This is a genomic window from Anabaena catenula FACHB-362 (assembly GCF_014698735.1).
In the GTDB taxonomy this organism is placed as follows: domain Bacteria; phylum Cyanobacteriota; class Cyanobacteriia; order Cyanobacteriales; family Nostocaceae; genus Anabaena; species Anabaena variabilis_A.
Genome location: NZ_JACJTQ010000053.1, coordinates 1 through 15,371 on the forward strand (window position 1 = coordinate 1; position 15,371 = coordinate 15,371).

Annotated in this window: 16 protein-coding genes; 4 read left to right on the top strand and 12 right to left on the bottom strand. The window is 38.9% G+C overall.

Annotated features, from left to right (window positions below; all coding sequences use genetic code 11):
* The first annotated feature begins 118 nt into the window (after positions 1 to 118).
* Both H6G68_RS23060 and H6G68_RS23065 read left to right on the top strand, forming a co-directional pair.
* On the top strand, positions 119 to 634 hold the full coding sequence (locus H6G68_RS23060) for a 2OG-Fe(II) oxygenase family protein (protein ID WP_242045365.1): 516 nt from the start codon (positions 119 to 121) through the stop codon (positions 632 to 634).
* Positions 635 to 658: 24 nt separating this feature from the next.
* A complete protein-coding gene (locus H6G68_RS23065) occupies positions 659 to 850 on the top strand; it encodes a tautomerase family protein (RefSeq protein WP_190908741.1) in 192 nt (63 codons plus the stop codon).
* Between the two features lie 173 nt (positions 851 to 1,023).
* On the opposite strand, the gene H6G68_RS23070 is transcribed toward H6G68_RS23065, so the two are convergent.
* The 12 genes from H6G68_RS23070 to H6G68_RS23125 form a co-directional block, all read right to left on the bottom strand.
* Entirely contained in the window at positions 1,024 to 1,608 is a 585-nt protein-coding gene (locus H6G68_RS23070; RefSeq protein ID WP_190908742.1) for a GNAT family N-acetyltransferase, read from the bottom strand.
* A gap of 2 nt (positions 1,609 to 1,610) precedes the next feature.
* Complete coding sequence (locus H6G68_RS23075) at positions 1,611 to 2,156, bottom strand: protein-tyrosine phosphatase family protein (protein WP_190908743.1); 546 nt, start codon at positions 2,154 to 2,156, stop codon at positions 1,611 to 1,613.
* Positions 2,157 to 2,158: 2 nt separating this feature from the next.
* Positions 2,159 to 3,118 (bottom strand): HEAT repeat domain-containing protein, encoded by a 960-nt coding sequence (locus H6G68_RS23080; RefSeq protein ID WP_190908744.1) that lies wholly within the window; start codon positions 3,116 to 3,118, stop codon positions 2,159 to 2,161.
* A gap of 10 nt (positions 3,119 to 3,128) precedes the next feature.
* A complete protein-coding gene (locus H6G68_RS23085) occupies positions 3,129 to 3,356 on the bottom strand; it encodes a 4Fe-4S dicluster domain-containing protein (RefSeq protein WP_035152298.1) in 228 nt (75 codons plus the stop codon).
* A gap of 29 nt (positions 3,357 to 3,385) precedes the next feature.
* Positions 3,386 to 3,796 (bottom strand): VOC family protein, encoded by a 411-nt coding sequence (locus H6G68_RS23090; protein WP_190908745.1) that lies wholly within the window; start codon positions 3,794 to 3,796, stop codon positions 3,386 to 3,388.
* Positions 3,797 to 4,237: a GNAT family N-acetyltransferase gene (locus H6G68_RS23095; protein ID WP_190908746.1), complete on the bottom strand. Its 441-nt coding sequence runs from the start codon at positions 4,235 to 4,237 to the stop codon at positions 3,797 to 3,799.
* A gap of 45 nt (positions 4,238 to 4,282) precedes the next feature.
* Positions 4,283 to 5,059: a class I SAM-dependent methyltransferase gene (locus H6G68_RS23100; protein WP_190908747.1), complete on the bottom strand. Its 777-nt coding sequence runs from the start codon at positions 5,057 to 5,059 to the stop codon at positions 4,283 to 4,285.
* Between the two features lie 26 nt (positions 5,060 to 5,085).
* Positions 5,086 to 6,141, bottom strand: coding sequence for a homoserine O-acetyltransferase MetX (metX, locus tag H6G68_RS23105; protein ID WP_190908748.1), 1,056 nt, complete (start codon positions 6,139 to 6,141; stop codon positions 5,086 to 5,088).
* Positions 6,142 to 6,204: 63 nt separating this feature from the next.
* Positions 6,205 to 7,512, bottom strand: a complete 1,308-nt coding sequence (locus H6G68_RS23110) for an O-acetylhomoserine aminocarboxypropyltransferase/cysteine synthase family protein (RefSeq protein ID WP_190908749.1) — start codon at positions 7,510 to 7,512, stop codon at positions 6,205 to 6,207.
* Positions 7,513 to 7,722: 210 nt separating this feature from the next.
* The gene (locus H6G68_RS23115) at positions 7,723 to 8,553 is read right to left on the bottom strand and encodes a dienelactone hydrolase family protein (RefSeq protein ID WP_190908769.1); all 831 of its coding nucleotides are present in this window, start codon (positions 8,551 to 8,553) and stop codon (positions 7,723 to 7,725) included.
* A 173-nt stretch (positions 8,554 to 8,726) separates the two neighbouring features.
* Positions 8,727 to 10,442 (bottom strand): fumarate reductase/succinate dehydrogenase flavoprotein subunit, encoded by a 1,716-nt coding sequence (locus H6G68_RS23120; RefSeq protein WP_190908750.1) that lies wholly within the window; start codon positions 10,440 to 10,442, stop codon positions 8,727 to 8,729.
* 141 nt (positions 10,443 to 10,583) lie between these two features.
* Positions 10,584 to 11,684: a sulfonate ABC transporter substrate-binding protein gene (locus H6G68_RS23125; protein ID WP_190908770.1), complete on the bottom strand. Its 1,101-nt coding sequence runs from the start codon at positions 11,682 to 11,684 to the stop codon at positions 10,584 to 10,586.
* Between the two features lie 480 nt (positions 11,685 to 12,164).
* Here H6G68_RS23125 and H6G68_RS23130 point away from each other — a divergent pair, with 480 nt between their 5' ends.
* The gene (locus H6G68_RS23130) at positions 12,165 to 14,354 is read left to right on the top strand and encodes a lytic transglycosylase domain-containing protein (RefSeq protein WP_190908751.1); all 2,190 of its coding nucleotides are present in this window, start codon (positions 12,165 to 12,167) and stop codon (positions 14,352 to 14,354) included.
* A gap of 175 nt (positions 14,355 to 14,529) precedes the next feature.
* The gene (tatC, locus tag H6G68_RS23135; RefSeq protein ID WP_190908752.1) at positions 14,530 to 15,324 is read left to right on the top strand and encodes a twin-arginine translocase subunit TatC; all 795 of its coding nucleotides are present in this window, start codon (positions 14,530 to 14,532) and stop codon (positions 15,322 to 15,324) included.
* Positions 15,325 to 15,371: the final 47 nt, after the last annotated feature.

Below are 15,371 nucleotides of genomic sequence, written 5' to 3' on the forward strand. Positions count from 1 at the left end.
TTACAGCCAAATCCCAAGATAGTCACTCATAGCAGATGACTTAGCATGGAAGCATAAGTGAGTAATTGGTAGTAATTGTTAGTTTTTTAGCTACTGTTAATTAACCCTCAGCTTGGGATTGGAAGCATCATACTTTGCTGACCGTTACACCGCAAATCCTTTGACATTATTTCGTATTTTCAATTATCCTCCTGATTGGGCTGTATTAAATAGTGAATCCACATGGGGTGTTGGTGAACACACAGACTATGGAATTTTGACGATTCTCAAACAGGATAACTCAGGTGGGTTACAAATTAAATCTAAATCACGCTGGATTGATGCACCTCCTCTTTCTGGTTCATTTATATGCAATATTGGCGATATGCTGGAACTGATGACGGGAGGTTTATATAAGTCTACACCCCATAGAGTCAAGAATATTTCTGCCAAGAATCGCCTTTCATTTCCGTTCTTTTTTGATCCTAATTTTGATGTTGAGGTGAAACTAATTAAATCGGGTGCAGTGGTAAATACTGATAATGAGGAACGCTGGGATAAAGCTAGTGTTCACGATTTTCGTGGTACTTATGGCGATTATGTATTGAGTAAAGTGTCTAAGGTTTTTCCACAGTTGCGAAGAGTTGTTTTGTAGGGATATTGGAAATAAGGAGGATGTATGACCCAGGTCAAGATTTATGGAATAAAGGATTATTTGAACCCGATTAAACAGCAGCTTTCAGATGCTATTCATGCCTGTGTTATAGAGGCGTTGCAATACCCAATAGATAAACGAGCGCATCGCTTTTTTCCCTTAGATAAATCTGACTTTTACTACCCATCAGGACGTAGTGATTGCTATACTAAGTAAGTCGGCGGGAAAATTTATAACCATGTAACAAAATGTAAATTCAATCAATGCCTTATCAATAGGTCATTTCACGGTTTTTACAAAACTTAACATACATCGGTTTTATCGTGCCGACTTACTTATTATCGAGTTTAGTATGTTTGAAGGGCGGAGTGTGGAAGCGAAGAAAAAGGCTAACTTGGAGTTTTCATCTCATAATTAGTAAGAGAAGTTAAAATATGATCTTGCCAGCGACCTGCTATAAATAAGTAGTCACGCGAGTATCCATCAGTCAAAAAGTTTAATCGTCTCAGGAGCTTTGCACTTCTTCCATTAGTTGGTATGTAATTAGCCATAATTCGATGAAGTTTTAACTCATTGAATACATATCCAATTGCTCCTTTTAGAGCCTCAAACATATAACCATGTCCAACCGCTCGATAATCAAGATTGTAACCCAGATAACACGCCTGAAATGGTCCCCGCATAATTCTTGTAAAGTTGCACTGACCAACAACAGAACCTGATGGATCTTCTTTTGAAAAAATTACTAATTCTAAAGCTTTACCTTGTCGAAAATCGTTTTGAGATGCTGATAGTTTTTCCTTCCACAAACCCTCAGTGTAATATTTCTCACTTCTCGGAGGAGACCAAGGTGCAAAATGCTCTACATTATCCTGTACATAGGTTAACAAATGCGGAGCAGCATCAGCGGAAGGTAATTTCAACACCAACCGTTCTGTTTCAATTATTGGATATTTGAATATTTCATTTTCCATGTTTAGGTATTTGATAAATACAAATGACGGCAATTATTCAATAAAAAATTGAATTCTTGTGCAACTTGAAACGGATTTTTTCCTTTAAAAATAGCAGCAATTACAGCTTCATAAGGATTTCTCCCTGTTCTTTTCACAGCAGAAATTGCATCTTTGTTAGAAAATCCCCGTACACTAACTAACCAAGCGGCTAATATATGTCCAGTCCGTCCAATTCCACCAGCACAATGCACAACTACTTTTTCATTTTGTTTATCTGCTGTGATCAAAAAAGGCAGTATTTTCTGTGTGAGTGTTTCTAAATCAGATAAATGAAAATCTTCAATTGGTGTCCAACAGACTTGTTGATGACCAAATTCTTGCCGATATGTATCTAAAAGATGGGCATAATTAGCTAGTTGTTGATTACTAAGCAAACAGCAAACTCGCTTGATGTCTTGGGATTTCATAAACTTAATCCAATCATGCACCTGATTATCAGCATATCCAGGACGAGAAGCACCAAAAACTATTGTTTCTTTTTCCCAAGCCGCAGCAAATTTGTACATCTTCAACTAGCTAAATTATTAATCTTATTAATTGCCCTTTCCGCGTAAATACAAACATCTCTATCAGGATCATCTAGTGCTTGTTGGAGAGCATTAATAGAATCAGATTTAGCTAAATGACCAAGTGCTATAGCTGCCTCTTTTCTGACATCAGAATATTCGTCTGTTAACGCTTTAATTAAATCAGGTAATAAATTTTCATCTGGCGTTTTGTGTAATACCTGAAGGACAAACTTTCTTACTTGCCAATGCTCATCTTTTAGAGCAATTTTCAAAGCCGGAATCGCTTCTGAATTAGCATGAATTGCTAAAGATTTCGCTGCATTTCTTCGCACTTGCCAATCAGCATCAGATATGAGAGATTGAGTTAATAATTCTACAATTTCTTTATCTGCTAAATGTCCTAAAGTTAATGCTGCTGCACGACGGACGTTATCATCAGCATCCTTCATCAAAGATAAAGCTGGTGGACATATTTGCACTTGGTTTAAATAGCGCAGAGTTGTAATAGCAGTTTCTCGCAGTTCTGGGTATTGAGATTGAAAAAAGGATAACACCGCAGGTAGAGATTGAGCATCATGAATTTTCCGCAGCAAAATTAGTACGTTAAGCTGAAGATTGATATCTTCTTGGTGCAGTGCATCTAGTAATAACAAAAGATGATCTGCGGTGACAAGTTCACCTAAAGCTGATAATGCTTCAGTGCGAACTTTTATATCTGGGGAAGCGAGAGTTTTGATTAAAGCGGGTACAGCAACAGGATTAGCTAATTCCCAAAGTGCGGATACTGCGATTTTCTGTACTGCGGTGCTTTCGTCTTCGAGTGCGATAATTAAAGCGTCAACTGCTGCGTCTTCTCCCAGGTGCTGTAGAGATTTTACCGCAACTAGGCGATCACTCTCGTTAAGTGATCGCAACATTTCCAACCATTGATTTAACTCAGAATCTGTATCTGTAAACATTTTTGCACCTCTACCGCAACAAGAAAGGAATTTGTACTGTAATCGCGTTTGTTGGACATTCCTTCTCACAGGGTAAACAAAACCAACATTCATCATATTTCATATAGGCTTTTCCCGTCTCTGGATTTTTTGCTAACACATCCAGAGGACAAACTTCAATACAAGCTACACATTTCTCTAAACATTTAGATTCATCAACAATTACTGGGACATCAACTCTTTGTGTGATTAAAGCCATAATTTCATTACTCCATTAATTAGTAAAATTTAAACAAAAAATTCCAATCCTTCCCAAGGAGATTCTTTTGCAGTTTTGATTCTAGTTTCTAAATCAGAAGCGTGAATTTCTAGTTTATGATCATTTGGATCAAGGAAATAAAGAGAATCTCCTTCACTTTTATTATCTTGCCATATTTTTGCACCTGATTCTTGAATTCGTTGACTAAGAATCGGAAAATTTTCCATAGAAACAGTCAACCCAATATGAGTATATTCAGGAAGAGGACTTTCTCGAACCTTCTGGTCTAATATCAATGCTAACCAGATATCACCAGCAGAAAGATAAGCACCTTTTGGCCATTTTGCTAATAACCGAAAATCTAATACACTCCTATAGAAAGAAATAGATTCTTCCAGATTTCTGACAGATAAAGTAATGTGGTTAATTCCAGTAATCATTTATTCTTGAGATGTTAATTTTTTATAAAAAGTCACCGACTGCTTGATATTGGTATAGCCAATTTTTTCATAAAACAAGTGAGCCTCTTGACGTTTAATATTAGAACGAAGTATGACTCCTTGACAGCCAACTAAAGTAGCCCATTCTTCAATATGCTGCATTAAAAGTCTGCCAATTCCATTATTTCGATAATTTTTATCTACAACTAAACCGAAAAGAAGTGCTTGATTAGGCATAATTATTAATTCATAAATATGTGCGTGCGCCCAACCTATTACATATTCATGTTCTATAGTCGCAACATAGATAATATGAGAGTTGTTATTTTGAATTTTATTCAAGCGTTGCTCTATTTGTTCCTTGGTAGCAGAATATCCAAGTTGCTCACAAAGAATAGCTATTCGTTCTGCATCTTTTATTTTAGCTTGTCTAATTGTCATATTTTCTAAAATTTGAATTTATAAAAAATTATATTCCTATATTATTTAAAACTTTGCTCGCAAAAACCGATAACCTATATCAACTTCTTGTAAATTCAAAATCTCTCCATATTTTTTATCCCATTCACCATTACTTAAATCATTCATTAATTTTTGCACTCCTTGTTCAATTAAATTCTGATCAGAAAAAGCAAAAGCTGATATTCCTGCCCGAACTTCAGGTTTTAAATAAATCTCAGGTCTTCTCCAACCCGCTGCTGCAAATAAATCAGATAAATCATGAGGTAACATGAGAGGAAAAGCTTCAACATTTCTTTGAGTATTTACTTGAATTAAATTGGCAATTTCGTTAAGTGGCAAAAACTTTAATGCCTCTTCCCACCAGGCAGGAAAGTAATCATAAAGCCATATTTTTTGAGCTAATCTGATATCAAAAGTCAATAAAATAATTGCTCCATCTTTAACTATTCGGTGCATCTCTCGCAAGGATTTTGCTAAATCAGAGAAATGATGAATAGTGAGAATACTTATAACAGCATCAACAGATTTATCTGGTAAGGGTAAAGCTTCTGCATATCCAGTAAACCATTTGATTTGTGGATGTTGTATTGCTTGAGTTCGCATTACTGATGAAGGTTCTACTGCATAAACAGAAAATCCTTGATTAGCAATTAATTGACTGTAACCACCAGTACCTGCACCAATATCAGCGATAATGCTACCTTGGGGTAAATTTAACAAATCAATTAATGTCTTTGCAATACGAGAATCAGGAATACGAGATGTTGAATACTTTTTACCAATGGAATCGTAAATAGGCATTTTTCTAATGATTTAAAAATCTATAATTAAATATCTTGTTCTTTACTAAAATAAACTACTATTTCATTCAATTCTTCCATATCTATTAAAAACGCATCATGTCCGTGACTTGACTGGAGCAATCCCAATTGAGCGTTAGGAATTAAATCTACTAATTCTTGTTGTTCCACTGGAGGATAAAGAACATCAGAATCAATAGAAATAACTAAAGTTGGTTGTTTGATACTTTGCAAAACAGATTGATAATCTTTTCTATTCCAACTAACATCATGACTATCCATTGCATGGGTTAATGTAATATAAGTATTAGCATCAAAACGTTCTATTAATTTTTGACCTTGATATTGTAAATAACTGGCTATGGCAAACTGATTAGATTCATCCTGCTGCCTTCCAAAGCGATTTGTAAAACTCTCCCAATAACGATAGGTAATCATTGCCATCATCCGCGCTACAGCTAATCCTTGGACTGGTGGTGCATCACTTGTATAGTTCCCACCTTGCCAATTTGGATCTGTATAAATTGCCTGTCTTTGGGCTTCACTTAAGCCAATAGACCATGCTGAATGTCTTCCAGGTGATGCCATTGGTGCGATCGCTTTCACCTTTTCTGGATATAATAACGCCCATTCTAATACTTGCATCCCACCCAGCGAACCACCAATTACCAATCGCAGAGATTTAACTTCCAAGTATTCTAATAGTGCAGCTTGGAGGTGAACCATATCCCGAATTGTAATTCTGGGAAAAGATACACCATAAACTTTTCCTGTATTTGGGTTAATAGAAGTTGCTCCAGTTGTACCGTAACAACTTCCTAAAATGTTGCTGCACACAATAAAATCCTGGTCAGAATCAAAGGTTTTCCCTACACCAAACAAGGCTGCCCACCAATCATCAGCATCAGCAGAACCAGTGAGAGCATGACAAATTAAGACTCCATTATCGCAGTTTGCGTTTAATTTTCCCCAACTACGGTAAGCAACCTGAACACCAATTAATATTTCACCAGATTCTAATTGAAATGGTACTGACAATTGGTAAAACTGGGTTTTTGGCGAAATGAAGTCTAAGTATTTCATAAAAAAGGTGATTGGTAATTGGTAATTGGTAATTATTCTCTGTCACCTGTCACCTGTTCCCTGTCACCTGTTTCCAACCTTCCCAAATGCTTGTTCAAAATCCTCTTTAATATCGTCAATATGTTCAATTCCCACAGATACCCGCACTAAATCTGGTGTTACACCAGCCGAAATTTGTTCACTATCACTTAGCTGTTGATGAGTTGTAGAAGCAGGATGAATAACAAGGGTTTTCGCATCACCAACATTTGCTAAATGACTGGCTAATTTCACATTACTAATAAAAGCTTTACCAGCTTCTAATCCACCTTTGATGCCAAAATTAAGAACTCCCCCAAAGCCATGTTTGAGATATTTTTTTGCTCGTTCATGATATGGATGATTGGGAAGTCCTGGATAATTAACCCATGCTACTTGGTCTTGTTGTTCTAACCATTTAGCTAATTCTAAAGCATTGTTGATATGACGTTCTACACGCAGGGAAAGGGTTTCTAATCCTTGCAGTAAAAGAAAAGCGTTAAATGGACTCAACGCTGCTCCCAAATCTCGTAATCCTTCGACTCTGGCACGAATAATAAAGGCAATGTTACCAAATTGACTACCTTTCCCAAATACTTCTTGGAAATTCAGCCCATGATAACCGGGGGAAGGCTCGGTAAAAAGGGGAAATTTGCCGTTACCCCAATCAAATTTACCAGAATCAACTATTACGCCGCCAATAGATGTACCATGCCCACCAATCCACTTAGTAGCAGATTCCACAACAATATCTGCACCATGTTCAATGGGTCGTGCTAGATATCCACCTGCACCGAAGGTATTATCTACAATTAAAGGAATACCATTTTCATGGGCAATGTGAGCTAAAGCAGCAAAATCTGGGATGTTGAATTGGGGATTACCAATGGTTTCAACGTAGAGGGCTTTTGTGCGATCATCGATCGCTTGACGGAAATTTTCTGGGTCATCTCCTTCCACAAGTTTGACATTTATTCCCAATCGTGGTAAGGAAACTTTGAACTGGTTATAAGTTCCCCCATAGAGGAAACTGGTAGAAACAATATTATCTCCTGCCTGAGCGATCGTACTTATTGCCAAAAATTGTGCTGCTTGACCGCTTGCAGTGGCTAAAGCCGCCACACCCCCTTCTAAAGCAGCAATTCGTTTTTCAAAAACATCCGTTGTCGGATTCATGATCCGGGTATAAATGTTACCAAATTCCTGGAGAGCAAATAACCGCGCTCCGTGATCAGCATCATCAAAAACGTAGGAAGTGGTTTGATATATTGGTACAGCGCGGGCATTAGTTCCCGGAGCAGGTTCTTGTCCAGCATGGACTTGCAGGGTTTCAAAACGATATTGTTCAGACATAGGTAGTATTTAGGTAGGTTGATAAGCAGTATAAATTTAGACGTAAAGACGTTACATGGGTAGGGATTCTCGGCTCTACAAAGATTTTGGGCGTTGCTGAATTGAGGTATGAAACTCAAACATTCTATTTCTCAAACTCTTACTCTCCGCGCCTCTGCGCCTCTGCGTGAAAAAAAATCATACTTTCATTCACCAACGCCAGATTTTTACTCACACTCCATACTGTTTAAACCATTTTTGAAGACGTTGCCAGCCATCTTTGGCTTCTTTTTCGCGGTAGGAAGGGCGATAATCGGCAAAAAAGGCGTGAGGTGCATCGGGATAAACAATAATCTCCGATTTACTGCTACTGGATTTGAGTTTTTCTCGTATTTGTTCTACTGTGTCCACGGGAATACCTGTATCTTGACCTCCATAGAGTCCCAGCACGGGGACTTTGAGTTCAGAAGCAATATCAATAGGATGTTTGGGCTGTAGCTTGGTAACATTGCCTACTACTCTACCGTACCAAGCTACACCTGCTTTGACATTAGGATTATGTGCTGAATATAACCAAGTTATTCGACCACCCCAGCAAAAACCCGTAATTGCTAATTTATCAGCGTTACCCTTGGCTGATTTCCCAGCCCAAGTAACAATATCATCTAAATCTGATAACACTTGAGCATCGGGAACTTTGGCAACAATTGGGCGAATTTCGTCAATATTACTTAATTTTGAAACATCACCTTGACGGATGAACAGTTCGGGAGCGATCGCTAAATAGCCTAATTTAGCAAAGCGTCGCACAACATCCTGTATGTGTTCATGAACGCCAAATATTTCCTGAATTACCAAGACAATGGGAAAATTTCCACCCTTGTCAGGCTGCGCTCTGTAAGCGGGAATTTCCCCATCCTTGACGGGAATTTTCACCGCTCCGGCAATTAATCCTTTAGTATCTGTGGTAATCACTTTAGCGGAAACAGGTTGTACTGCTAAAGCAAAACCAGTTGTTAAGGCAGCAGTAGCGATAAATTCACGGCGTGTTATTTCTTTGATCATTTTTAAATTACCTTGATTTATTTAGTGATATCAAACTTCTGAAAAAATGAACCTATGCAAGTTGAGTTGATGTATGTTAACCAACATTATCAATACTTTTGTTGGGTTGCGCTGTCGCTTAACCCAACCTACTTTTTCTCGACTAAACCATATTAACTTAATCATTCCATTTATCTAACTGCAACATTATAAACTTCTTGCTGTAAATCAACCTCCACAACATAAGGCTCAACTGGACGTTTAAACAAAATCATTTCCTCTGCTTCATTTTTTTTCAAATTCACATGACAAAACCATTCTTCATTATTCTTATCTGGAAAATCCAACCGATAATGATATAAACCCCAACGACTTTCCCGACGGTATAAAGATGCTCGTGCTGCCATTTCTGCACAATCACGAATAAAATGCACTTCCATACACCGCATTAATTCATGAGGATCACGCGCTCCCATTTGGGCTAATGTTTCATGATAGTGAACAAAATTATTTAGTCCAATTTCTATTTTATTACCGGATTTTGGCGGTTGTAAATAATCATTCACTATTCGGCGTAATTTATATTCAACTTGAGTATGAGGAATACCATTTGGTTGATTTAATGGTGCATAAATTCTTGCTTTTTCCGCCTCTATAAATTCAGAATCAGGTTCTAAATGCTCTAAGTTTTGAATATATTCAATGGCATTTTCTCCTGCTAAACGACCATAGACAAATGCACCAATCATGTAATTATGAGGAACGCTGGCCATATCTCCGGCTGCATAGAGTCCAGGTACTGTAGTTTCTGCTTTTTCATTCACCCACACACCAGAAGCACTATGTCCACTACATAAGCCAATTTCTGAGATATTCATTTCTACGCCATGAGTGCGGTAATCTTCTCCTCTACCCTCATGAAAACGTCCTCTACTTGGTCTTTCATTTGCCCATAAAATCGCCTCAATTTCCGAAATTGTATCCTCATCCAAATGAGTCATTTTCATTTGAATTGGCCCTTTGCCAGAATTTAATTCTTTCCAAATCTCTAGCATCATTTGACCACTCCAATAATCACAATTAATGAAGCGGTTTCCTTCAGCATTGGCGGTATATGCTCCATAAGGGCCAGCAACATAGGCACAAGCAGGACCATTATAATCTTTAATTAATGGGTTGATTTGAAAACATTCAATATTGCTTAATTCTGCTCCTGCATGATAAGCCATTGAATAACCATCTCCGGCATTTGTAGGATTTTCATAAGTTCCATAAAGATAGCCAGATGCAGGTAATCCCAAACGTCCACAAGCACCAGTAGAAAGTATGACGGCTTTGGCTTGAATAACTACAAAATCACCACCGCGCACGTCAAACCCAACTGCACCAATGGCTCTACCATCTTTTACTAATACTCTTGTTGCCATAACGCGGTTTGTGACTTTCACTTTATGGCGTTTAACTTGGCGGGTAAGAATTGTTTTTAAGTCTTTACCTTCTGGCATGGGTAAGACATATTTACCAACTCGATGCACTTGTTTAACGTCGTAATTTCCTTGAGGGTCTTTTTGGAATTTAACGCCCCAACTCTCTAATTCTTGAATGGTTTCGTAACCTAATTTACCCGTTGCGTAAACTGCTTTTTGGTGAAGAATGCCATCATTAGCAATGGTGACTTCACGGACGTATTGTTCTGGGGTAGAATTGCCAGGAATAACGGCTGTATTGACTCCATCCATTCCCATTGCGATCGCACCACTACGGCGAATATTCGCTTTCTCTAAAATTAACACTTCAGCATCAGGATTTGCCTGTTTAGCTTTAATCCCTGCCATTGTCCCCGCAGTTCCACCACCGATTACTAAAACATTGGTTTTTAGCCACTGTGTATTGATGTTTGTTACCATATACAACTCTTTCAAGAATTCAAAATTTATTTTTCCGTTAGCAGAGGCGCAGAGGGCGCAGAGAAAGTCAAGGAAGATTTTTAGAAATATTTGATAATTAGCAATTTTCCTATTACCAATCACCAATTACCAATCACTAAATTATTTATTTCCTTGCCAAACTACTTCTTTAATCTTGATTTCTTTAGGAATCAATTTGATTTTATAAAAAGCATCTGCAATTTCTTGTTGTTTGCTAATTATTTCTTCTGTCAGAGGTAATACACCATACTCACGTCGTTTTTCTGCTGTTTCTAACACAGCCGCATCTATGCCCAATACAGGGGAAAGTAATTGCGCTACTTCAGTTGGATTATTCTTTGCCCAATCGCTGACTTTATTCACTCCATCCAAAACTGTTTTTAACCTTTCTGGATTTTTATTTACAAAGGATTTAGCCGCTAGATAATAACCTAGATTGGGAGCTAATCCAGTTGCATCTGTGAGAGTACGTGCGCCAGTTGCTTTTTCGGCTGCGGCTAAAAATGGGTCCCAAATTGCCCAAGCGTCAACATTTTTACCTTCAAATGCTACACGAGCATCTGCTGGAGAGAGAAAAGTTGGCTTGATGTCGCTGTACTTTAATCCTGCTTTTTCTAATGCTTTTACTACTAAATAATTAGTATTTGATCCTTTTGCAAAAGCAACTTTTTTACCCTTGAGTTCAGCCACAGTTTTAATAGGTGAATCCTTATGGACAATAATTGCTTCTGCTTTGGGAGTCCAAGGATCATAAGCAACATAAAGAAAAGGAGTATTTGCGGCTTGAGCAAATATAGGGGGTGCTTCTCCTGTGTAACCAAAGTCAATACTCCCAGCGTTCAACGCTTCTAACATTGGAGGACCAGCAGGAAATTCAGTCCAAGTAACAGAAGCACCAGAGGCTTTTAAGGCTGTTTCTAATTCCCCTTTGGCTTTTAGTGAGTAGAGGATAGTTGCTGCTTTTTGGTAGCCAATGCGAATTACGGTATTGCTATTTGTTGCACTGGAATTGGTATTTGGATTAGCTGTTTCGGTTGTTTGTGCTGTCTGAGTTGTTCCAGTATTTTCGCTGGCGCTGGGAGAACAAGCAGAAACAGCTAAACTCAAGCTTAGTCCAACTACAAACAGTAAGGAAAAGGTGCGGATTTTTTGCTTTTGGTATTTTTTGAAGAAGGTGATTCCAGCTTTCAATAGTCTGAATGGAGAGAACTTAGTCAACATCATCACTCTGCTTGGTGGTTAAAAGATATCGAACTTCAGCAAATAAACTTAAATACGGTGTCCCGATAGATTAACCGTAAATTATAATTATGAGAATATCCCATACATCCCAGCGAAACGCAAGTATATTGCCATAGGATGTCAAAAGTCCCAACGCACAACCGACTTTCTCAGGTTGCTACTTCAGTGTAAAGAAAGTAGCACTTATAACCTATTTGATATAGAATCCATTTGGTATCTAGGTGATTGCGGCGTACCTCTGGAGAGCAGCTTTGTAACCAGGGGCTTGCTTACCTAACTTCAGTGCCAACAAAACTTGATCACGTAAAGTTTCAATTAACACCCAAATTACGACTATTGAGTCTAAAAATTCTCAATTTGGGACTCAAAAGTGATAACATTTCCCGCCAGTAGTGTTAAAGTTGCAAGAAATTGATCAAAAACTTTCTCCTTGAGACGCTACATCAACAGCGGGTATCCATGCTGAAGAAACTACAAAACAAGCAAATTTATCTGATTGCTGGCGCAGGACTATGTGCCTTTTTAGTCGGGGGTATGGTATCAGCCCCACAAGCTGGAAAAACCCTGAGCAAATGGTTAAACGTAAGTCAGAGTCAGCCTAAGCAATTATCTGAGACTAATAAATCAAAGTCAGTTGTATTTAGTTTAATATCTCAATCTTTACCAGAACGTGCCGCCAAACTAAGTGAAATTGCTAAAGCCAGCAATTCTCCAGATAAAGAAAGAGCTAGTTATATTTTGGCCAGCGATTACATTGAAACCAACCAAGGGGAAAAAGCCCTAAACTTACTACAAGGACTGGAGAAAGATTATCCAGTTTTAGCACCATACATTTTGCTCAAGCAAGCTCAGGCACAGGATATGCTGGGTGAGAAGGGTAAAGCTTCGGATTTGCGGCAAAAAGTGCTAAAAGATTATCCCCAAGAAGCAGCCGCAGTTAAGGCAATATACTTGATTGGGCAACCAAAACTACATGATCAAGCGATCGCACAATTTCCTTCTCATCCCCTCACCTGGGAAATTATCCGCAAACGCTTAAAAGATAATCCCAATCAGCCCAAGTTAAAACTAATCTTAGCCAAATATGCCGCCAATGAACCAGGCATTGTCGGTATATTAGATCAATTGGCAAAACAGCCTCAACTCACACCCGCAGATTGGGAATTAATTGGTTCAGTCTACTGGGACAATAATCAATTTACCAAAGCGGCTAATGCTTATACTAAAGCACCCAAAACAGCCCGCAATCTCTACCGCACCGCTAGAGGGATACAGTTAAACAAAGAGCGAGATAAAGCAGTTGCTCTCTATAAACAACAGGTGCAACAATTTCCCACCGCTGAGGAAACGGGAACAGCCCTGCTGAGATTAGCAGAAATTGCCCCAGGAAAGGCCGCAATACCTTATCTTGACCAAATAATTAATAAATTTCCTCAACAAGCACCGAAAGCACTCGTACAAAAAGCTAAATTACTGGAAACTCTCAACGATAACCAGTCAGCTAATACAACTTGGAAATTACTTTTAGGTAAGTACAGCAGTTCTAACGAAGCGGCAGAATATCGCTGGAAAATAGCCCTAAATAAAGCCAAAGCCCAAGATTATGTAGGTGCATGGGAATGGGCGCAACCAATCGCTGCGAATAATCCTAACAGCATTTTGGCTCCTAGAGCCGGGTTTTGGGTAGGTAAATGGGCAACAATGCTAGGAAAACAGCAGGAAGCTCGTACTGCTTATGAGTATGTACTGAGCCAATTTCCCCAATCTTATTACGCATGGCGCTCTGCCAGCATTTTGGGGTTAGATGTAGGTAATTTTAACAACCTGCGACTGATGAACCCGGAAGTTGTCCCACATCAGCGTCCTGTGCCAACAGCGGGTTCTGATACTTTTAAAGAATTATATCTGTTAGGTCAAGATCGTGATGCTTGGTTACAGTGGGAGACAGAATTTCAGAACAAAGACAAGCCTACTGTAGCCGAAGAATTTACCGAGGGGTTGATGCTGTTGGCAAAGGGAGAAAATCTCATCGGGATTGATAAGATTTCTAAGTTGGAAGATCGGGAAACACCAGCCGAAAAAGCCGAATATGCAGCTTTAAGTCAACAAATCATTTATTGGCAAGCTCGTTATCCTTTTCCCTATCTCCAAGAAATTGAAAAATGGTCAACTACACGTAAACTGAATCCTCTGCTAGTTACAGCCTTGATGCGTCAGGAGTCACGGTTTCAGCCAAAAATTAAATCTGTAGTCGGTGCAACCGGTTTAATGCAGGTAATGCCCAGTACAGCCGCATGGATAGCCCCGCAAATTAATGTTGATATGAAAACCATTAATTTGGAAAACCCCAACGATAACATTATGCTGGGAACTTGGTATTTAGATCATACTCATCAGCAATATGGGAATAATTCCATGTTAGCGATCGCTAGTTACAATGCCGGGCCAGGTAACGTTGCTAAATGGCTGCGAACCATACCCAAACAAGATCCAGATGAGTTTGTGGAAGAAATTCCTTTTGACGAAACCAGAAATTACGTTAGGCAAGTTTTTGGTAATTACTGGAATTATCTACGACTGTATAACCCATCAATTTCGGCTGTGGTTGCTAAATACTCAGCCGAACACCCCAAATTACCAACCCAGTAAAAAATTACCCTCTCCGCGTCCCCGCGTCATCTCCTCTCCCCCTCTCCGCGTCACCGTGTCACCGCGTCCTCTTCTCCCCCTCTCCGCGTCACCGTGTCACCGCGTCCTCTTCTCCCCTTCTCAAAGTCGCTCTCACAGATAAAATAGTTAAGGAATGTTGCCTATTAACTAACTCATGACACCTTCACCAGATGTAGATACTATCAATTCTCCCAATATAGATACAGAAGGATACGGAAATTCAGAAGTTAATCCCCAAGATGAGTTACCAGATGATGTGGAAATGTCATTTTTCGACCATCTTGAAGAATTACGGCAGCGGATTTTCTATTCTCTAATTGCTGTAGCTGTGGGTGTTATCGGCTGTTTTATCGTCGTTAAACCTCTTGTACAGCTACTAGAAGTCCCAGCACATGGTATAAAATTTTTGCAACTAGCACCAGGAGAATATTTCTTTGTCTCCATCAAAGTTGCGGGTTACAGTGGCTTAGTGCTTGCTAGTCCCTTTATTCTTTACCAAATTATCCAATTCGTACTTCCCGGACTGACACGTCGAGAACGCCGTTTGTTAGCACCTGTGGTTTTGGGTTCAAGTGTGCTATTTGTCGGCGGGTTAGTATTTGCTTACTTGCTACTTATTCCCGCAGCTTTACAATTTTTTATCAGCTACGGTGCAGATGTTGTTGAACAACTATGGTCAATTGAAAAATATTTTGAATTTGTGCTGTTATTGTTATTCAGCACTGGGTTAGCATTTCAAATTCCCATTATTCAATTGTTGCTAGGTAATTTAGGTATTGTCTCTTCCGAAAAAATGCTGGCTGGTTGGCGTTTTGTGATTATGGGAGCAGTCATTTTGGGTGCTGTACTTACACCTTCTACTGACCCCCTCACCCAAAGTCTTTTAGCAGGGGCGGTTTTAGGACTTTATTTTGGTGGAGTTGGTTTAGTTAAACTGACGGGGAAATAAAAGTCTTTCTGATTTCGTGCCATAAATACAGGAAAAGTGACATCCTG